Below are 19,683 nucleotides of genomic sequence, written 5' to 3'. Positions count from 1 at the left end.
CGCTCCCACAGGTCTTTGCGATTTCCGGGCATACGCATTCCATTGTGGGAGCGGGCTTGCCCGCGATGGCGGCAGAACAAGCGCCAACGCCCTCAACTGGCGCACAAAATACGGGGCTTACGGTGGCAAACATCCCCGATACGACGTCATTTTGCGCTTTACGACCGCCATCACAACACTGGCACGCCCGCTGCACATGCCCTCCCCTTGAGCTTTCCAAACCGTTCAGAGGGCAACACATGAACACACAACTCAAACCCACGCTGGGCACGCTGCACCTGTGGGGTATCGCGGTCGGGCTGGTGATTTCCGGTGAGTACTTCGGCTGGAGTTATGGCTGGGGCGTGGCCGGTACGCTGGGGTTTCTGGTGACCTCATTCATGGTCGCCACGATGTACACCTGCTTCATCTTCAGTTTCACCGAACTGACCACCGCCATTCCCCATGCCGGCGGTCCCTTTGCCTACAGCCGCCGGGCCTTTGGTGAAAAAGGTGGATTGATCGCCGGGCTCGCGACCCTGATTGAATTCGTCTTCGCCCCACCGGCGATTGCCCTGGCCATCGGTGCCTACCTGAACGTGCAGTTTCCGGCCCTCGACCCGAAACACGCGGCGGTCGGTGCCTATATCGTGTTCATGGGCTTGAACATCCTCGGCGTGAAACTGGCCGCGACTTTCGAACTGGTGGTCTGCGTATTGGCGGTCGCCGAATTGCTGGTGTTCATGGGCGTGGTCGCCCCGGCGTTCAGCTTCAGCAACTTCGCCCTCAACGGCTGGGCGGGTTCTGATGTGTTCGGTGCGCCGGCGATTGCCGGCATGTTCGCAGCCATTCCATTTGCCATCTGGTTCTTCCTGGCCATCGAAGGTGCAGCCATGGCCGCCGAAGAAGCCAAGGACCCGAAACGCACGATTCCCAAAGCCTACATCAGCGGCATCCTGACCCTGGTGCTGCTGGCCATGGGCGTGATGTTCTTTGCCGGTGGCGTCGGCGACTGGCGTACCCTGTCGAACATCAACGATCCGCTGCCGCAAGCCATGAAAGCCGTGGTTGGCGAAAGCTCCGGCTGGTTGCACATGCTGGTATGGATCGGCTTGTTCGGTCTGGTGGCGAGTTTCCACGGGATCATCCTCGGCTACTCGCGGCAGTTCTTCGCCCTCGCCCGAGCCGGTTACCTGCCAGCATCCCTGGCCAAACTGTCACGCTTCCAGACCCCGCACCGGGCGATCATCGCCGGTGGCGTGATCGGCATCGCGGCAATCTACAGCGACGGCTTGATTAACCTTGGTGGCATGACGCTTACAGCAGCGATGATCACCATGGCGGTATTCGGCGCAATCGTGATGTACATCATGAGCATGCTCAGCCTGTTCAAACTGCGCAAAACCGAACCGAACCTGGAACGCACTTTCAGCGCGCCTTGCTACCCGTTGGTGCCATTCATTGCCTTGGTGCTGGCAGTGGTTTGCCTGGTGGCGATGGCCTGGTTCAACACCTTGATCGGGTTGATCTTCCTTGGCTTTATGGCGGTGGGTTTCGTGTACTTCACGCTCACCGCGCAATTGCGTGCCGATGCGCCGGCGGATGCGATGTTGACCGGGCTCTAAACAGCCGCAGTGTTGCTGTCAGATCAGGCATAGAATGGAACCACTGCGAAATTCCATCGCTCAAAAGTGGTATGCAGGATCGGTTGGCGAAACCCGCCCACCGACCTGCCCTCAAGGAGAATCCTATGCCCTGGTATGCCTGGTTGATTCTGATCGTTGCCATCGGCTCGATCGTTGGCGGTTTGATGATGCTGCGTGACACCGCCAACAAGGTCGAATTGACTGAAGAGCAACGCAAACGCGTCGCCGAACGTAATGCGGAAGCGGATGCCAAGGATGCGCAGGACCGCTAAAACAAAAACCCTGTCATTCTCATTGAATGACAGGGTTTTGCGTTTCTACTTTTCCCAATCGGCCTTGGCAATGTGCAAGCCATGCAGCCCTTTGTAAGCCGCACGCTCCGGCTGGCTCCAGCCCTCAAGTAACGAATCCTCCAACCGAAAAATCTCCACCCCCAACGGGCGACACACACTCAGCGGATCCTGCGCATCCGGCCCCCACATGGCCAGTGACAAATCCCCACCCGGGCAAGTCGACAGCGCGCACAACAAATCAATCTCGGCAAAGAACTCCAGGTAATCGCCCTTCTGTGCCGGACAGGCTTTCATGAAGTACATGTCGTCGTGGTTCAGGCCGGTGCACTGGAAAATGTTCAGCACATCATGCACGTCAAACTCGGTCAGGCCATGGGGTAACACTGCGCGAGTCAAATTCGAGTGACAGTGATGATGGAAGTCCTCGCCCGTAAGCATTTTGTTCACATACGGATCGCAGCGCGTCCCCAGCAAGTCGTGCAAACGCCCGCCATGTTCGTCGATGCCGTAGCCGGCCAGGCTATCGTCGGTGATGGTCACCAGCGGTCGTAAAAAAGGCAGGTTCGACCAGAGCCGGTCATGGGTGCTGACATGCGCCCCTTGCAACTGCCGGGTCCGCGCCGCCCACAAACGTTCGCGCGGATCGTGGGCATTCCAGACATTGAAATCCCCGACTTGCGGGCCGACAGGGGTGGTGACCCTGAACACATGCCCGGCCGGCACATTCCAGGCGCGGCCGGTGCGGATCAGCACCTCGAACTGTTCGATCAGCGTACGCCCCTCTTTCTTGTCCCGGACTCTCTCGTAGAAAGCCGTGTCTACCTGCAAGGCCGAGCCTTTGCTGACTTGATAGGCCGCCGGATAGTCTTTGTACATGGCACAAATCCTCGATCAGTGATGGGAAGAAGGGGCAAGCATCTGCAACAGGAGGTGTTCAGAGTCATCGAGATAAAGGCTCATGGCATCCCCGGCCGCGCGCTTATCGCCGTCGGCCAGCAAGTCATGTATCTGTCGGTCACGCGCCAGCCAGGGCGCCTGAAAACGTGATTCGTCGGGAGCGGTGCAAAACACCAGGCGCAGTTGCGCGACGACGTTGGTGAAGAACTCATCGAACAACGGACTGCGCAGCAATCCAACAATGTGTTGATGAAATGCCAGGCTGTGGGTGCCGACCGCGCGCCAGTCCTCGCGCTCCCGGGCCAGCTCGGTGGCCTCCAGGGCTTCGAGCATCCGGTCGGACTGATATTCACGCAATGGCTGACTGGCGCTGATGGCTTGCAGTTCCAGAGTACGGCGGACCTTGAACAGATCGCGCACATCATCGCTCCCCAGCCGACGCACCATCACACCTTTGTTGCGGACATAACGGGTCAGCCCTTCCTGCCCCAGACGATGCAACGCCTCGCGAATCGTGTTTCGCGAGGCGTTGTAAGCCGACACCAGATCGTTTTCCACCAACGCCATGCCGGGCAGCAAACGACCGCCGATGATGTCAGCGCGTAACTCCAATGTGATGTGGTCGGCCAGGGACAATCCGCTGTTCATACTCAATGCCTCGTGATTGTTCAACAATCGTCAGCGAATGAGTAATCACTATTCGTGCCATCTCCCGCCGTGAACTAGCCCTCCCAGTACTTGAACAACACGCTGGCGTTCACGCCACCAAACCCGAAGCCGTTGGACATCGCGTAATCGATATTCATGGGACGCGCCTGACCGTGAACGATGTCCACGCCTTGAGCGGCTGGATCCGGGTTATCGAAGTTGAGCGTGGCCGGTACCACCTGATCGCGGAGTGCCAACAGCGTAAAGATCGCCTCGATCCCGCCTGCGGCGCCGAGCAAATGCCCGGTCGCGGACTTGGTCGACGTTACCGCTATCTTGTTGTCCGAGCCGAACAACGACTTGATGGCCGCCAATTCCCCAAGATCGCCAACCGGTGTTGAAGTCGCATGAGCATTGAGATGCTGCACCTGCGCCGGCGAAATGCCCGCCTGAGCCAACGCCAGCGACATCGCCCGACGCGCACCGCTGCCATCTTCAGGCCCCGCGGTCAGGTGATAGGCATCGGCACTGGTGCCGTAACCGACCAGCTCGGCCAACGGTTGAGCACCGCGTGCCAGAGCATGTTCCAGGGATTCGATCACCAGAAGGCCCGAGCCCTCACCCATCACAAAGCCATCGCGACCACTGTCAAACGGTCGCGAGGCGCGCTCCGGGGTATCGTTGTAACCGCTGGACAAGGCCCTGGCCGCCGCGAACCCGGCCAGGCTGACCCGATCGATCGCCGCCTCCGCACCGCCGCACACTGCGATATCCGCCTCGCCACATCGAATCAACCGCGCCGCGTCACCAATCGCCTGAACTCCGGCCGCGCACGCCGTTACCGGAGCCCCCAAAGGCCCCTTGAAACCGTGCTGGATCGACACATGGCCCGCCGCGAGGTTGACCAGAAACGAAGGAATGGTGAACGGCGACAAACGGCGCGGGCCACGGCTGTCGGTGGTGCGCACCGCGTCGGCAATCGCGCCGAAACCACCCACGCCCGAACCGATAATGGTGGCAGTGCGTTCCTGGGCGTTGGCGTCCTGCGGTTGCCAACCGGCCTGCTCCACTGCCTGACGCGCCGCCTCCATGGCAAACATAATGAAGCGATCCATCTTCTTCTGCTCTTTGGGCGACGTCGCCCGATCCGGATCAAAACCCGCCTCGGGATCTTCCGCCAGCGTCTGCACCGCGCCACCGACCTTGGCCGGCAGATCGGCCACCACTTCGTCCGGCAACGCCCGCAACCCGGATCGCCCGGCCAACAGACGTGCCCAAACCGCTTCAACACCACTACCCAACGGCGACACCAGGCCCATGCCCGTTACCACTACTCGACGATTACTCATAACGCAAATACCTCAAGCCGATTTATGGTGCCTCACTTGTAACGCGGGGCGGCCGTGCTTCTGGACAGATTCGGCGCCATCGCATGACGCGCCGCCATGAAGGCTTCCCACTCGGAAGCATTCGGTAACGAAGGAATGGTGATCAACTCACCCTGATCCAGCCCCGACAACGCCGCGTCGACCATCTCCTCCGCCTCCATGACCATCTCCGCCGGAATCTGGGTCGCATCGATACCGGAACGCTCCCAGATCTCAGTGCGTGTTACGCCTGGCAACACCGCTTGAACCTGGACCCCGGTGCCCTGCAATTCGGCGTTCAACGACTGAGTCAGGCTCAACACATAAGCCTTGCTCGCGCTGTACGTCGCGTTGAACCGCTCCGGAAACAACGCCACCACGGATGCAATGTTAATGATCGTCCCGCGACCGGCCTTGGAAAACCCGGCCGCCGCTGCCGAGGCCAGCCGCGTCACCGTGGTGACGTTCAGCTGAATCAAACGCTCCAGCTGATCCATATCCGCGTTGGCGAGCAAACCATCCGCCGCGACACCGGCGTTATTCAGCAACAGGCTGATACTCGAATCGCTGCGCAGACGCTGCTCAAGCTTCAATACATCATCCTTTTGCGTCAGATCTGCCTTCAGAACTTCCACTTGGACGCCATGCGCAGCGCGCAACTTGCTCGCTGCAGTCTCCAGCCGTGCCTGATCACGGGCCACCAGCAATAAATCAAAACCACGAGCCGCCAACCGCTGCGCGTAAATCGCACCGATACCGGAAGATGCGCCGGTGACAAGGGCCGTACCTTGGGTCGGGACAGAATTCATGACAATGCTCCTGGAGGATGCTTGAGGGAAGGCGAAGCGCATGAATGTCAGAGCGCTTCAGCGAATGATGAATTTATTATAGGCATAATTTAAACGCCATATGATAGCCATAATTTTTTGTCCTCCGATGAAAGGCGCCTGATCACCCCTATAGCAATATGCAAAAAGGCCGGTCAATGACCGGCCTCTTGGTGTGGATTTACAAGCTTAGTTCACTTCCAGCTTCTCGCGATTCTTGTCCAGAATGGCTTTGCCGATCCCTTTCACTTCCAGCAATTCGTCAACGGACGAAAACGGCCCATTACTCTCACGATACGCAACAATCGCCTTGGCCTTCGCTTCACCAATCCCGGCCAACTCGCGCTGCAGAGTCGTCGCATCGGCCCCATTGAGGTCGACCTTACCGGTTTGAGCCGTGGCGGCAACGTCCAGCATCAAGGGTGACTTGGCAGCCTCTGGCACAGCCGTCGGCGCAGCAATGGCTGCAATAGAGGCGCTGGTGAGCAGGGCAAAAACCAGAGAGTAGAAATAGCCAGTACGCATAAATGAAGCTCCATGACATCGATTGAGAAAGCAGCTTTTCCGAAGCTGCCCCCTAAACCTAGGCGATGTGATGGAGCTGTCAAAAATGTGTTAGTTACAGGATGTGAAACAATCAGGGCTCGAGACGACGTTGCTGGTGGATCCAGTCGACAATCTCGCCGTCGGGGGTGTAGCCACTGACCGTTTCGCGCAGAAGCTGGCGCACGCGGGAGTAGTCGTCCTCCTCGACAGCCAACAACAGTTCGGTCAAACGGCCCTTGAGCACATCCCAAGGCAGATGATCTTCGTTGGCGGACATGATCATCGGATGGGACGTTGCAGCGACGTTATCCCCGATCAGCAACTCTTCGTAAAGCTTCTCGCCCGGACGCAGGCCAGTGAACTCGATTGAGATATCGCCTTGGGGATTTCGCTCGGAGCGAATGCTCAAACCGGACAGGTGAATCATTTTCTCCGCCAACTCGACAATCTTCACCGGTTCGCCCATATCCAGCACGAACACATCCCCCCCCTGCCCCATGGAACCGGCCTGAATCACCAGTTGGGCGGCTTCGGGAATGGTCATGAAGTAACGGGTGATCTTCGGGTGCGTGACCGTCAGCGGTCCGCCGGACTTGATCTGACTGTGGAACAACGGAATCACCGAACCGGACGACCCCAACACATTGCCAAAACGCACCATGGTGAAACGGGTTTTATTGACCCGCGATACATTGGCCTTGTCGCCAAACAGTACCGGGGCGATTTCACGACTGAGGGCCTGAAGGGTCAACTCCGCCAGACGCTTGGTGCTGCCCATGATGTTGGTCGGACGAACGGCTTTATCGGTGGAGATCAACACAAAGTTGGCCACACCCGACTGCAAGGCAGCCTGAGCAGTGTTCAACGTGCCAATGACATTGTTGAGCACGCCTTCGGCAATGTTGTGCTCGACCATCGGCACATGCTTATAAGCGGCCGCGTGATAAACGGTATCCACGCGCCAGGTCTTCATCACATCCAGCAGTTTGTGCGGATGACGGATGGAGCCGAGGATGGGCAACAACTTGACCGTTACCGACTCACGGCAGGCGCGTTGCTCCAATTCCGACAGGATGCTGTAGAGGTTGAACTCACTGTGCTCAAACAGCAGAAGCGTGGTCGGGCCAAGGGAAAAGATCTGCCGGCACAGCTCCGAACCGATCGATCCGCCAGCGCCAGTGACCATCACGGTCTTGCCTTTGATACATCGTTCGAGCAAATCGGCCTGGGCTGGCACGGCATCGCGACCCAGCAAGTCAGCGATGTCCACTTCCTGAATGTCTTCGACCTTGACCCGACCACTGGCCAGATCGGTGAAGTTCGGGACGCTTCGCACATGGAGGGGATAGGCCTCCAGCAGATTGAGAATTTCCCGGCGTCGTGCGCGGGTGGATGACGGTAGGGCCAGGAGAATTTCCTGGGCGCCGGTGACGTCGATCATCTGCTGGATGTGTTTGGGTTTGTAGACCTGGAGGCCGGAGATAGAGCGATCGGCGATGCTGGAATCGTCGTCGATGAATGCCACTGGACGCATCACTCGGCCCATGCGCAACGCAGCAACCAACTGATTGCCTGCCACGCCTGCGCCGTAGATGGCGACTTTGGTCAGACCGTCATCGCGACTGGTGAACGGTACGTGCTGGGCGGCGGTGAACCAGTCGCCCATGAAGTATTGGCGCATGCACAGGCGCAGGCCGCCGATGATGACGAGGCTTAGCCACCAGTAGTTGAAGATGATGGAGCGTGGGACGACGGCTTGGTGGTTGCTGTACCAATAAACGACAACCGCCAGGATCAGCGACGAAAGGCTGACAGCCTTAATGATGGCTATCAGGGCATCGTTGCCAAAATAGCGCATGACCGCTCGGTACATGCCGAAGCGGATGAATAAGGGGATGGCTATAACAGGCGCGCAGACGAAGAGCCAGAAGTGGACCTTCAGCGGGTTGTACATGTCGTCGACGCCGAGGCGGACGATGAAGGCAAGCCAGAGAGCGGCCCACACCAATACGACGTCTGTCGCAACCTGTATCAGTCGCTTTTTACGACGTGGCAGCCCTACTAGAAATGTCCTGAGTCTCTCCATAACATCATCGAACACTATTCCCCACTCCCTCACCTAACATGCGCGATTGGATTGTACTCGTCTGAGCAGTTTCAGCACATCATATATAAGTGTCTGATCCCGCAGCATAAATCAACAAATCAGCCTTGATGGGAAGCAATCGCAATTGCCACACCATCAATCCAGAAAAATCTATCCTTCGGACACTGAATCTACCTCAACAGACGCGGAGAAATTGATTGAGCCAGCATAGCTAGCACTCGTCTTCCCGCCACTCACCCACAAAATCGAAGGCCTCGACGGGTGGACGCTGTCATTTCACGCCTCTGATATGCGATCACTTTTTCCCAATGAAGTGCCTGCTGAACAGACTTTTCTGGAAAACCATCTTAAAATGCCGCCCGGTGCGGGTCGTAGACAATTCCGAGTACTGGCTTCGCCCCACTACCCCGAAACCCTGTCCTGATTTGCACACTGCTCACGCTCAAAAAACTACAGCTTAGTCGCAGTTACCGTATTCAATTCGGCAATGTTTGAGATTAGAAAATGAACACGCAGCCCCAAATACCCGAACTGAACGCGAGCGCCAACGAGAGCACCGTCTTTACGGCTACCAACGCCAAAGTTGCCATCTTGCTTTGCACCTATAACGGTTCCGAGTTTATCCGCGAACAACTGGAGTCGTTCACGATGCAAACCCACAAAAACTGGGTGATTTATGCATCGGATGATGGCTCAAGCGATGAAACCATCAGGCTCCTGAAGGACTTTCAAACTGAACAGGGAAAAGATCGTTTAATCATCTTGGAAGGCCCGCGCCAAGGCTTCGCCAAGAATTTTTTGTCGCTGATAAAAAACCCATCCATTGACGCTGACTATTTTGCATTTAGTGATCAAGACGATATCTGGTTCCCGGATAAGCTGGAACGAAGCATCGCCAACTTGGCAGATACACAAAACACGCCCGCACTTTATTGTTCCAGGACTCGCCTCATCTCTGCTGACCGGCAAGTGATCGGCGTCTCCCCGCGCTTTTTGGCTCCCCCACACTTCCGCAACGCTCTGGTACAAAGCATTGCGGGGGCAAATACGATGCTCATAAATCGCCAAACAAGGGAGTTGCTAGCGCAGACGGCTGATGACGCAACCATCGTAGCCCACGATTGGCTGACTTATCTTCTGGTCAGTGGATGTGGTGGCAAAGTGGTTTTCGATCAAACGCCAACGCTCGACTACCGACAGCATGGCGGCAACCTGATTGGCGCCAACTCAGGGCTCAAAGAACGCCTGATCCGCCTAGGCAAGATGTGTTCGGGACGGTTCAATGAGTGGAGCAATCAAAACCTGATTGTACTTGCCGATTTCAAGTTGAAGTTAACGCCCGAAAACCGGCTGACACTGGAGCAATTTGAGCAAGCTCGTCAAAGCTCTCTGTTGCGCAGGCTTTATCTGATGAAAGAGTCTGGTATCTATCGTCAGACTGGCAAAGGTAACGCCAGCCTTTTCCTTGCCGCATGCCTGAACAAAATCTGAAGCAGCACCGCTCAACAACCCGGAAAACCAGTATTCCCGACACCAGGTCTCAGCCTCCTGACCTTGCGGGTATTGCAGTGCAATGGATGCCTCCAAGTCGCATATATGGTAAGGTGCCGCCCGCCCAAGGCGAAGAATAGCCAGCCAATGGCCATCAAAAAAAATTCACTTCAGGCAGCGCTGAAAAATGTAGGCGATGAACGTTTTTCAAGCTTTCGCCAGGCGATTTTCAGCGGATACGCCAAAGTCCAATTTTCCAGGCTTTGAGAGACAGGTGGCTGCGGCAATGATCGACAGTCATCTCGAAACATTTTTGCCAGGAAGACGTCTCGGGCTACCGAAACAACATTGGTCCAATACCGAAAAACTGAAGGAACGAAATGAAGCAAAGTGGAATGGCCCTCACCACTCGGTCAGAAATGCCTCAAACAATGAGTGAGTTCATTCGCTTCAGTATCGCCTCAGTCAATCGAACGAGCATGGCCCGCCTGACCTGTATGAACACTGTCCACAGCCAACGCCGGACACACAGCCGATTTTCCGATGACTTTGCCTCCTTGCCACTGCGCCAAGGCCGTAGCAAAGACCTCGCCTCGTTTCTGGTGGAGACTTTATAACGATGAAAGCCACACATCTTGCCATCCCGGAAATCATTCTGTTCGAGCCAAAGGTTTTTGGGGATGACCGCGGATTCTTCTACGAGAGCTTCAATCAAAAAGCGTTTGAAGAAGCTGTAGGACGCTCCGTCCAGTTTGTCCAGGACAACCATTCACGTTCGGTAAAGGGGGTGCTCAGAGGCTTGCACTATCAGGTCAAACAAACTCAGGGCAAGCTGGTGCGCGTAACACAAGGCGAGGTGTTCGACGTCGCGGTAGATTTGCGCAAAAGCTCTCCGACATTCGGTAAATGGGTAGGCGCCCACCTGAGCGCTGAAAACAAACAGCAACTGTGGGTTCCGGAAGGTTTCGCCCATGGCTTCGTGGTGCTGTCCGAGAGCGCCGAATTCTTGTACAAGACAACTGATTATTATGCTCCCACCCACGAGCGCAGTCTGGCGTGGAACGATCCCAGTATCGGAATTGATTGGCCACTAACCGCTGCACCAGCGCTATCCACCAAAGACCAAGCGGCCGTGTTAATGCAAAACGCCGAGGTATTCGCCTAGTGAACCCGCATCTTTCCCCGGCAAGTGGCCCCCTTAGCCTGCTGCGAAGCCTCTGGCACAACCGCCAACTGATCGCTCAGATGACCAGGCGTGAAGTAATCGGCCGCTACCGAGGTTCGGTAATGGGACTGGCATGGTCCTTCTTCAACCCAATCCTGATGTTGGCGGTATATACCTTTGTCTTCTCCGAGATTTTCAAGGCTCGATGGGTCGGCCAGGATGCGGGTAAGGGTCAATTCGCGATTCTGTTGTTCGTTGGCATGATCGTGCATGGCCTGTTCGCCGAATGCGCCAACCGAGCACCGTCCCTGATTCTGTCGAACAGTAACTACGTTAAGAAGGTGGTATTTCCTCTGGAAATTCTGCCGCTGATCACGCTAGGGTCTGCGTTGTTCCATACCTGCATAAGCTTGATCGTCCTGGTACTCGCGCAGTTGCTTTTGACCCACGATCTTCCATGGACTGCGGCCCTGCTACCGCTGGTGTTAATGCCCTTGGTTCTGGGAACCCTGGGTATCAGCTGGCTTTTGGCGTCGCTTGGCGTATTTCTGCGCGATGTCAGCCATGTCATCGGTGTTCTGACCACCGTTCTGCTGTTTCTTTCACCTGTGTTGTACCCAGTGGCGGCACTCCCCCCCGCCTATCAGCCATGGCTGAAGCTGAACCCGCTCACCTACATCATCGAGGAGAGCCGCAACATCTTGCTGTTCGGACACTTGCCTCAATGGGATAGCCTTTTTGTTGCAATGGCCATCGGGGCGCTGATGGCGGCTGCCGGCTATTGGGTATTCCAAAAAACACGTAAAGGATTTGCTGATGTCCTCTGATGATTTTGCAATCAGCGTTAGTAACGTCTCCAAATGCTTTTATACCTATGAAAAGCCTCAGGATCGACTCAAGCAAGCCTTCGTGCCCAGATTGCAACGAATGGTCGGTCGCCCCGTTACCACTTACGGCAAAGAGTTCTGGGCCCTGCGGGACGTCAATTTCACCGTACAGAAAGGCGAAACCGTTGGTATCGTCGGTCGAAACGGTTCCGGAAAATCGACCCTGCTCCAGATCATCAGCGGCACGCTGACACCAACAACAGGTGTGGTAGAAACCCGCGGCAGAATCGCCGCCCTGCTTGAGCTAGGTTCAGGTTTCAACCCCGAGTTCTCAGGGCGAGAGAACATCTATCTGAACGCAGCCGTTCTCGGGCTAAGCCGCGATGAAGTGGACCAGCGATTCGATGCAATCGCCAGCTTCGCGGACATTGGCGAATTCATCGACCAGCCTGTAAAAGCGTATTCGAGCGGCATGGCGGTACGATTGGCGTTTGCCGTACAGGCGCAAGTAGATCCGGACATCCTGATCGTCGATGAAGCGCTGTCCGTAGGGGACGCCAGATTTCAGGCCAAGTGCTTCGAACGCCTGCGTCAGTTGAAGGACAACGGCACCAGTATTCTTTTAGTGACTCACGCCAGCGAGCAAGTGGTTACGCATTGTTCGCGTGCGATTCTGCTGGAGCGAAGCCGAGTCGAGCTGATTGATAAATCTCGCCCGGTCATCAATCGATACCTCGATATCTTGTTCGGTAGGGATAAACGCCAAGACGGCGAGACCGAGCAGCCTCAGGACCAAGCGGCTTCCAGTGAACTGGAAATTGCTACTTCGTTTGCAGACGATAGTCTTAGTTTTGGTGAAGACAAGTACTCCACCCAAGTCGGCTATAACCCTCATGAGTACCGTTGGGGCGATGGCGCTGCAACCTTGCTGGACTTCCACCTGAGCGCAGGTGGTCGTGAGTACCCGAACACTATCGATGCAGGCGAACAGGTCACCCTCTCTCTGGCTATCCGGTTCAACCATCTCGTCGTTAATCCAATACTCGGATTCACAATCAAAACCAAAGAAGGAGTGACCATTTACGGTACTAACTCCTATTTGCTCGATTGCGACGATATGAGCCAGATGGGAGCAGCAGGCACTCAGGCCAAAGCGCGCCTGAGCTTTCAGAACAAGCTGGCTTCCGGCGACTATTTTATATCGGTTGGGCTGGCCTCGCGCCAGGGCGAAGAAATCGTCCCACACGACCGCCGATATGACTCCATCCACTTCATCGTCTCACCCACACCTCGCCATCATGGCTTGATAGATTTGGCTGTTTCCATGGATTTTGATCAGGTAAATAACAATGCTCGAGCTTGAGCGCAACGGATACTCCCGTAGCCCAGAGACAGGCGTATGGTTACGCTCCGACTATCAAGGCATTGCCTATAGCGACGGTGATCACGCAGAAAACCACCTGGCTCAAATTGTCCGCAATGCCAGCGACGTATCCGTGTTGTCGGTGGAGCTTTCCAGGCACTGCCACGACTGGGCGACTCTTTACCACCTCAGCTCAGCTCGCGGGAACATCCTTCGCCCATTCGAAGCTCATCTCAAAGGACGTATCCTTGAGATTGGTGCAGGTTGTGGCGCAATCAGCCGTTATCTAGGCGAATGCGGCGGTGACGTTTTGAGCTTGGAGGGCAGCCCACGCCGGGCAGCTATCGCCGCTAGCCGGACCCGAGATCTCGATAACGTTACGGTTCTCTCCGAACGATTTGACGACTTCAAAACCGAAGAGCGTTTCGACGCGATTACGCTAATCGGTGTACTCGAATACGCCAGCATGTTCAGCTCGGACCCGGATCCGGCCTATGCGATGCTCAAACGCATTCGCGAACTTCTGAAACCAAATGGCCGACTGTTCATTGCGATCGAGAACCAGCTGGGCCTGAAATATTTCGCTGGCGCTCCCGAAGACCATGTCGGCATCAAGATGTACGGCATCGAAGGTCGCTACACATCCGGACAACCGCAAACCTATGGTCGCAAAGAACTTGCAGACCTGATCGCACGCGCGGGCTACAAACGTTCGGAATTCCTTTCGCCAAGTCCTGACTACAAAATTCCAAACTCTATCTTTACGGAACGCGGCATCACCGTAAAAGACTTCGACTCGGGCAGCTTGAACGTTCAAAACGTTAAGAAAGACCCGCAGTTGCCGCTCGATACTTTCTTCAACCTTGAGAAAGCATGGCCTGTCGTCGTCGATAACCACTTGGGAATGGAGCTGGCGAACTCCTTCCTGATTGCCGCCTCGTGCGAAGACGACAAGACCATTGCCGATAACGTACTGGCCTATCACTTCAGTACCGGCCGAAAAGCTGCGTATTGCAAACAGGCGCTGTTCGTAGAAACCCCCGAAGGCATCAGCGTTCAATACACTCGACTCAACGCTGATAAGCCCGCAGCCGATGACAGCGGCTTCAACTACATCCTTCCTGAAACTGACCGCTACGTTCAAGGGCGCGTACTGAGCCTGGACTTCCTCTCGATTGTCAGCATTTCGAACTGGTCGATGGAGCAGTTTGCAGAGTTCATGAAGAGCTATGTGGACCACCTGCGAAATCTGCTGGCCGATCAAGGAATCAACCTTCCATTGGTCAGCGCAGATGAGCGCTTGCCAGGGAGGTTCATCGACGCGGTACCTCAAAACGTCGTACTACAAAGCGACGGCACACCACAGCTCATCGACATCGAGTGGGAAGCCAGCGAGGGTGTCGAGTTTGGCCACCTATTGATGCGCGGGCTGCTGCTGCTTCTAGCCAGCACCGGTCCTCTGCCGGCAGGTCAGCGGCAGTTGACTCGTCGAGAGTTCGTATCTGGCGCATTCAACGCTGTAGGTTTATCTGTCACCTCAGCACAACTGGATAAGTACATCACCGAAGAGTCCCGCTTCCAGGAGCAGGTAACCGGTCGAGCGCGTGACACTTTTCTGAACTGGCTGCCAGAAGATCCTGTCAATCCGCATGCTATGGATGCAGATGCTCAATTATGTGCATCGCTGTACTACGCGGAAACGGAAGATGGCTTTAACGAACAAGCAGTCATTCATCGCGAGATCACGCTCGGCCAACGAACCTTGACCTTCCCGTTGAGTAGCATCCCGGCATCGTCGACATTCTTGCGGTTGGATCCCGTCAATAAGCAGACCTGCTTCTCTATAGCGTCGTTGCGTATTCTTAACGGCAACAACGTCGAATGGGAATGGTCTGGCAAGCTTGAAGAGCTATCCCGATGCTCAGGAGCCATTCAATTGCTCCAAAGTAGCGGGGAAAGCAGATTTCTTCTGAGCACGACCGAAGACGTATTTTTTATTCTTCCCGTTACGCTGGATAGCTTATCCGCGCGAGAAAATTCGATATTGGAGTTGAAAATCCATCGCCACGATAATCGTTATGTCTTTGAAAAGCTGGGCTTAGTAATTCAGCCAGGTCTGGGCGAAAAGCAGCTCCAAGAGCAAGACCCTATGCCACTGCTGATTGGCATAAACACCAAACTCGATCAAGACTCATCTGCCGAAATAGCTAAGCTCACCCACGAGATAGCTACGCTCGCCCACGAAAAAAATACACATATACATAATCTGAACCTGACGATACGGGCATTGCAGGGTTCGACGAGCTGGCTTGTCACCGCTCCACTGCGCAAATCAATCGTTCTCACAAGACGCCTGGAAAAAGTACTGCGATTGATCCCCCAGATAATCAAACGTGGCGGTGGTGTACAAAAAACCCTGAAAAAAGCGCATAGCCTCTGGAAGATCCAGGGCACTGCCGGGGTCATCGCTCGTCTTCGCTGGCTGAATCGACCGGAAAATCTAGACTCCGCCGGCGAGGAAACTCGAGACGTGCCTGATCGCCACGACTACAAGTTGTGGATCAAGTACTACGACACCATCGATGCGATCACACGAGCGCGCATGACGAATGAAATCGATGGCTGGAACGACGCGCCGCTGATCTCCATAATCATGCCGGTATACAACCCGCCCTTGGACTTGTTGCGCGAAGCCGTCGACAGCGTCAAAGGTCAGCTATACCCGAACTGGCAACTGTGTCTCGCGGACGACGCCTCAACAGATCCGGAAGTCCTCACTTACCTGAAATCACTGTCTGCTGAAGACCAGCGAATTGAGGTGGTTTTCAGACCTGAAAATGGTCATATATCCCGTGCCAGCAACTCGGCACTGGAAATAGCCAAAGGTCAATATATTGCGCTGATGGACAACGACGACCTGCTACCAGAACACGCTCTGTACTGGGTTGCTCGCACCATCCTCGAAAACCCGAATGTAGGTTTGATCTACTCCGACGAAGACAAAATCGACACCCAAGGCCGGCGAAGCTCGCCTTATTTCAAATCCGACTGGAACGAATATCTGTTCCGCTCACAAAACATGATTTGCCATCTGGGCGTTTACCGTCGTGACCTTGTGAATGAGGTTGGTCAGTTCCGTGTGGGCTTCGAAGGTGCGCAAGACTATGATCTGGCGCTGCGCTGCGTCGAGAAACTTAGCCGCGATGAAATCATCCACATCCCTCGAGTGCTTTATCACTGGCGGATGCACAGTGGCAGCACGGCAATGGCCGGCGACGAGAAGCCATATGCAGCCCTGGCTGGTGTAAAGGCCCTCGACGAGCACCTGCAGCGGAAAGGTAATATTGGTACGACCGAGTTACTGCCTATGGGTATGTACCGCATCCATTATCAACTGCCAGATGTTCTTCCGATGGTTAGCTTGATCATTCCGACTCGGAATGCGCATGTGTTGGTTAAGCAATGTATTGATAGCATTAAGCAGCTAACGACCTATCCAAACTACGAAATTATTCTCGTCGACAATGGTTCGGACGACCCAGAGTCCATCAAGTACTTTGAAGAAATAAACCAGGAAGAGAACATAACAGTACTACGTGATGACGGCCCCTTTAACTATTCAGCTCTAAACAATGAAGCTGTTAAAAAGTCTCGCGGTGAGCTTGTAGGTCTAATTAACAATGACATCGAGGTAATCACACCAGAATGGTTAGATGAGATGGTATCTATTGCATTACAGCCTGGTATTGGTGCAGTGGGTGCAAGGCTTTGGTATCCAGACAATAGACTTCAGCATGGTGGAGTAGTTATAGGTATCGGCGGTGTCGCTGGCCACTCTCATAAGTATCTTCCGAAAGGCGACTATGGATACTTCTGTAGAGGGGGGTTGACTCAAGAGTTTTCCGCAGTGACAGCTGCATGTTTGGTGATTAGAAAATCAATTTTCAATGAAGTTAATGGCTTAGACGAAACCAATCTGAAGATAGCCTTTAACGACGTTGATTTTTGCCTAAGAGTATTTGAGGCCGGTTACAGAAATGTTTGGACTCCCTACGCAGAGCTTTATCACCATGAATCGGCTACGCGCGGATTAGAAGATACGCCACTGAAAAAACAACGATTCCAACAAGAGGTTTTATATATGCAAAGCCGGTGGCCAAACATATCTTACGACTACATCTACAACGTTAACCTTACTCTTGATCATGAAGATTTTAGTCTAGCCTGGCCTCCAAGAGTGCACAATCGAACTCGATCATCAAAGTGACACACTGGTAATTTTTATGCTGCACAGCGGGGCGAAATATATAATCGCCCCCTGCTTTTTAACGAAGACGCTGGAGTAAACCGTGGCTTATTTTCCGATATTTTTATCCGTTGTTATGGTTCTGAGAAATCAGTCCGATAGAATTGAGCCTCTACTCGCCGACACCGTAAAACTCATCGAAGGTCAAGTAAGTGACTTCGAGTTAATAGTAGTAGATAACGCATCGGATGATTGTTCAGTCTCCATATTGAAAAGACTAACAGACGAATCAGGCCTGCCAAACTTACAGGTATATGCCCTTACCAAATCTGTAGATGCCGATACCGCATCATGGGTTGGCTTGGAAAATGCTCTAGGTGATTTTGTCGCCGTAATTGATCCATTTTCTGACGACATTACGTTTCTGAATGAGATGTTGAGCAAGGCTGTTGAAGGTGCCGACGTTGTATTCGCCAATAACAAGAATAAATCCGATCAAGGTTTTTTATACAAAAGCGCTTTCTCCATTTTCAACAAGCTCTACAAGTGGTTTAACGGTATACACTTAGCTAATGAAGCTCCCCAATATCGCATCCTAAGTAAACGCGTAGTAAATTTCATACTACAACACCCTCAACCAGCAATGACCTACCGTCACCTTCCGGCGACAGGGGGATTCGCTAGAGTCAATCTTGAATACTGTTCTCAAACCAAACCAAAAAAAGACCGCCGTCTAGGCGAGAGTATTGATCGGGGCATGAGAATGATCGTGTCCACTACCCGTGCACCTATGCGACTTGTTACATCACTTTCTCTTTTCGGTGCCTTTTCTAATTTAATATACTCAATCTACGTTGTAACAATCTGGCTATTCAAGCCCGATGTCGCGTCAGGATGGGCCAGCTTATCATTACAACAGTCAGGTATGTTTTTCCTAATATCATTAGTTCTATTAGTTCTAGGCGAATACATTCTTCATATGGCTCACTCGTCTAACGAGGGACCTCTATATCATGTAGCACAAGAATTCACTAGCTCCATAATAAATCGCAAAGAGAAATTAAACATCGAAGAAAACAATTATACCTCCCCTCTTCAATACGCCTCCAACCAGGAGCAAGATAAGTAATGCAAAATTCCGCCAACGATTATGATGCCGTAATAATAGGAGGAGGTTTCTACGGCGTTTCGATCGCAACTTATCTCGCATCAACAAGAGGCATCAAGCGAATCTTAGTTATTGAACAAGAAGCGCAGTTAATGACACGCGCCTCATATAACAATCAAGCTCGCGTTCATAATGGGTATCACTACCCTAGAAGCTTCACAACAGCCTATCGTAGCAGAGTTAACTTACCACGCTTTGTTAAAGATTGGCCTCAGGTAATCAAACAAGACTTCACCAAAATCTATGCCATTGCTCGTAGAAACTCAAAGGTCACAGCCAAACAATTTGAAAGATTCTGCTCTGAAATAGGGGCATCCGTAAAACCAATCGACGCATCCTTGAAAGGCTTATTTGAACCTCATTTGATTGAGAAAGCCTTTTTAGTCGAAGAGTATGCCTTTGACTCGAAAAAACTATGTGACTGGGCTACAAGGGAACTCAATCGATTAAATATAAAAATTCTTTATAGCACTCGAGCAACACAAATAAGCAACTTAAACACAGAACAACTTGGCATCAAACTTATTAGCAACTTGACCCACAGCCATGTCATTAAAACCCGCACTGTATTCAACTGCACTTATAGTGGATTAAATCAGTTTTCTGGCGATTTCAGATCTCTATCTTCGAAACTAAAACATGAAATTACCGAGATGGCTCTTGTAAAAATGCCGCCCGAGCTTTCAGATTTAGGCATAACTGTTATGGATGGCCCTTTCTTTTCACTGATGCCTTTCCCATCTCGTGACCTACATACTCTATCTCACGTTAGGTACACACCTCATTTAAGCTGGAAAGACAACTTCGGTGTAGACCCATATCTCAAACTAGAGCAATACAACCGAAGCTCTCGTACTGATAGGATGATCAGAGATGTTAGCAGATATATACCTAGCATTATAAAGGCACATCACATCGAATCACTTTTCGAAGTAAAAACCGTCTTGACAAAAAATGAAAGCGATGATGGCAGGCCCATACTATTTGAGAAACATACAGAGCTTCCTGGGTGTTACTCAATATTGGGCGGGAAAATTGATAATATCTACGATATATTTGAAAAACTAGACACCGAGATATTAATTAACTCACCGATTATCGAAAGCTGAATAC

At 53.3% G+C, this 19,683-nt stretch carries 15 protein-coding genes; 9 read left to right on the top strand and 6 right to left on the bottom strand.

Annotated features, from left to right (window positions below):
- Positions 1 to 239 precede the first annotated feature (239 nt).
- Together eat and MMG91_RS13555 are read left to right on the top strand one after the other, a co-directional pair.
- Complete coding sequence (gene eat, locus MMG91_RS13560) at positions 240 to 1,604, top strand: ethanolamine permease (protein ID WP_305502782.1); 1,365 nt, start codon at positions 240 to 242, stop codon at positions 1,602 to 1,604.
- 125 nt (positions 1,605 to 1,729) lie between these two features.
- Positions 1,730 to 1,897: a DUF2897 family protein gene (locus MMG91_RS13555; protein WP_008006000.1), complete on the top strand. Its 168-nt coding sequence runs from the start codon at positions 1,730 to 1,732 to the stop codon at positions 1,895 to 1,897.
- Between the two features lie 45 nt (positions 1,898 to 1,942).
- Here MMG91_RS13555 and MMG91_RS13550 read toward each other — a convergent pair whose 3' ends face one another.
- The 6 genes from MMG91_RS13550 to MMG91_RS13525 all read right to left on the bottom strand — a co-directional run bounded on the left by MMG91_RS13550 (position 1,943) and on the right by MMG91_RS13525 (position 8,289).
- Positions 1,943 to 2,794 carry a DUF1989 domain-containing protein gene (locus MMG91_RS13550; protein ID WP_310659886.1) on the bottom strand — a complete coding sequence of 284 codons (852 nt, stop codon included), beginning with the start codon at positions 2,792 to 2,794 and terminating at the stop codon, positions 1,943 to 1,945.
- A gap of 15 nt (positions 2,795 to 2,809) precedes the next feature.
- Positions 2,810 to 3,463, bottom strand: coding sequence for a GntR family transcriptional regulator (locus MMG91_RS13545; protein WP_305502784.1), 654 nt, complete (start codon positions 3,461 to 3,463; stop codon positions 2,810 to 2,812).
- A 74-nt stretch (positions 3,464 to 3,537) separates the two neighbouring features.
- Positions 3,538 to 4,812 (bottom strand): beta-ketoacyl-ACP synthase II, encoded by a 1,275-nt coding sequence (gene fabF, locus MMG91_RS13540; RefSeq protein WP_305446412.1) that lies wholly within the window; start codon positions 4,810 to 4,812, stop codon positions 3,538 to 3,540.
- A 32-nt stretch (positions 4,813 to 4,844) separates the two neighbouring features.
- The gene (locus MMG91_RS13535; protein ID WP_310659885.1) at positions 4,845 to 5,639 is read right to left on the bottom strand and encodes an SDR family oxidoreductase; all 795 of its coding nucleotides are present in this window, start codon (positions 5,637 to 5,639) and stop codon (positions 4,845 to 4,847) included.
- A 207-nt stretch (positions 5,640 to 5,846) separates the two neighbouring features.
- On the bottom strand, positions 5,847 to 6,182 hold the full coding sequence (locus tag MMG91_RS13530) for a helix-hairpin-helix domain-containing protein (protein ID WP_310659884.1): 336 nt from the start codon (positions 6,180 to 6,182) through the stop codon (positions 5,847 to 5,849).
- Positions 6,183 to 6,294: 112 nt separating this feature from the next.
- Entirely contained in the window at positions 6,295 to 8,289 is a 1,995-nt protein-coding gene (locus tag MMG91_RS13525) for a nucleoside-diphosphate sugar epimerase/dehydratase (RefSeq protein WP_310659946.1), read from the bottom strand.
- A gap of 525 nt (positions 8,290 to 8,814) precedes the next feature.
- Between MMG91_RS13525 and MMG91_RS13520 the strand changes: the two genes are divergently transcribed.
- The 7 genes from MMG91_RS13520 (at position 8,815) to MMG91_RS13490 (ending at position 19,679) form a co-directional block, all read left to right on the top strand.
- On the top strand, positions 8,815 to 9,801 hold the full coding sequence (locus MMG91_RS13520) for a glycosyltransferase family 2 protein (RefSeq protein ID WP_310659883.1): 987 nt from the start codon (positions 8,815 to 8,817) through the stop codon (positions 9,799 to 9,801).
- Positions 9,802 to 10,420: 619 nt separating this feature from the next.
- Positions 10,421 to 10,966, top strand: a complete 546-nt coding sequence (rfbC, locus tag MMG91_RS13515) for a dTDP-4-dehydrorhamnose 3,5-epimerase (protein ID WP_310659882.1) — start codon at positions 10,421 to 10,423, stop codon at positions 10,964 to 10,966.
- On the top strand, positions 10,966 to 11,793 hold the full coding sequence (locus MMG91_RS13510) for an ABC transporter permease (protein WP_310659881.1): 828 nt from the start codon (positions 10,966 to 10,968) through the stop codon (positions 11,791 to 11,793). Before rfbC ends, MMG91_RS13510 begins: the two co-directional genes overlap by 1 nt.
- The gene (locus MMG91_RS13505; protein WP_310659880.1) at positions 11,783 to 13,156 is read left to right on the top strand and encodes an ABC transporter ATP-binding protein; all 1,374 of its coding nucleotides are present in this window, start codon (positions 11,783 to 11,785) and stop codon (positions 13,154 to 13,156) included. Before MMG91_RS13510 ends, MMG91_RS13505 begins: the two co-directional genes overlap by 11 nt.
- Positions 13,143 to 17,423, top strand: coding sequence for a glycosyltransferase (locus MMG91_RS13500; protein WP_310659879.1), 4,281 nt, complete (start codon positions 13,143 to 13,145; stop codon positions 17,421 to 17,423). Before MMG91_RS13505 ends, MMG91_RS13500 begins: the two co-directional genes overlap by 14 nt.
- Before the next feature lie 82 nt (positions 17,424 to 17,505).
- Positions 17,506 to 18,531 (top strand): glycosyltransferase, encoded by a 1,026-nt coding sequence (locus MMG91_RS13495; protein ID WP_310659878.1) that lies wholly within the window; start codon positions 17,506 to 17,508, stop codon positions 18,529 to 18,531.
- On the top strand, positions 18,531 to 19,679 hold the full coding sequence (locus MMG91_RS13490; protein ID WP_310659877.1) for an FAD-dependent oxidoreductase: 1,149 nt from the start codon (positions 18,531 to 18,533) through the stop codon (positions 19,677 to 19,679). The genes MMG91_RS13495 and MMG91_RS13490 overlap by 1 nt, the downstream gene beginning before the upstream one ends.
- Positions 19,680 to 19,683 lie beyond the last annotated feature (4 nt).

This window comes from Pseudomonas sp. JL3, from assembly GCF_031570575.1.
Classification (GTDB): Bacteria; Pseudomonadota; Gammaproteobacteria; order Pseudomonadales; family Pseudomonadaceae; genus Aquipseudomonas; species Aquipseudomonas cucumis.
Note: the sequence above shows the minus strand (reverse complement) of the source record. Positions and strands in the feature narration are given on the sequence as shown.

Bases quoted from the DNA above. Each gene is read 5' to 3' on its own strand.
- rfbC (WP_310659882.1), top strand. From the start codon at position 10,421: ATGAAAGCCACACATCTTGCCATCCCGGAAATCATTCTGTTCGAGCCA.
- MMG91_RS13525 (WP_310659946.1), bottom strand. From the start codon at position 8,289: ATGGAGAGACTCAGGACATTTCTAGTAGGGCTGCCACGTCGTAAAAAG.
- MMG91_RS13530 (WP_310659884.1), bottom strand. From the start codon at position 6,182: ATGCGTACTGGCTATTTCTACTCTCTGGTTTTTGCCCTGCTCACCAGC.
- MMG91_RS13555 (WP_008006000.1), top strand. From the start codon at position 1,730: ATGCCCTGGTATGCCTGGTTGATTCTGATCGTTGCCATCGGCTCGATC.
- MMG91_RS13505 (WP_310659880.1), top strand. From the start codon at position 11,783: ATGTCCTCTGATGATTTTGCAATCAGCGTTAGTAACGTCTCCAAATGC.
- MMG91_RS13490 (WP_310659877.1), top strand. From the start codon at position 18,531: ATGCAAAATTCCGCCAACGATTATGATGCCGTAATAATAGGAGGAGGT.
- MMG91_RS13520 (WP_310659883.1), top strand. From the start codon at position 8,815: ATGAACACGCAGCCCCAAATACCCGAACTGAACGCGAGCGCCAACGAG.
- fabF (WP_305446412.1), bottom strand. From the start codon at position 4,812: ATGAGTAATCGTCGAGTAGTGGTAACGGGCATGGGCCTGGTGTCGCCG.
- MMG91_RS13545 (WP_305502784.1), bottom strand. From the start codon at position 3,463: ATGAACAGCGGATTGTCCCTGGCCGACCACATCACATTGGAGTTACGC.
- MMG91_RS13550 (WP_310659886.1), bottom strand. From the start codon at position 2,794: ATGTACAAAGACTATCCGGCGGCCTATCAAGTCAGCAAAGGCTCGGCC.
- eat (WP_305502782.1), top strand. From the start codon at position 240: ATGAACACACAACTCAAACCCACGCTGGGCACGCTGCACCTGTGGGGT.
- MMG91_RS13500 (WP_310659879.1), top strand. From the start codon at position 13,143: ATGCTCGAGCTTGAGCGCAACGGATACTCCCGTAGCCCAGAGACAGGC.
- MMG91_RS13535 (WP_310659885.1), bottom strand. From the start codon at position 5,639: ATGAATTCTGTCCCGACCCAAGGTACGGCCCTTGTCACCGGCGCATCT.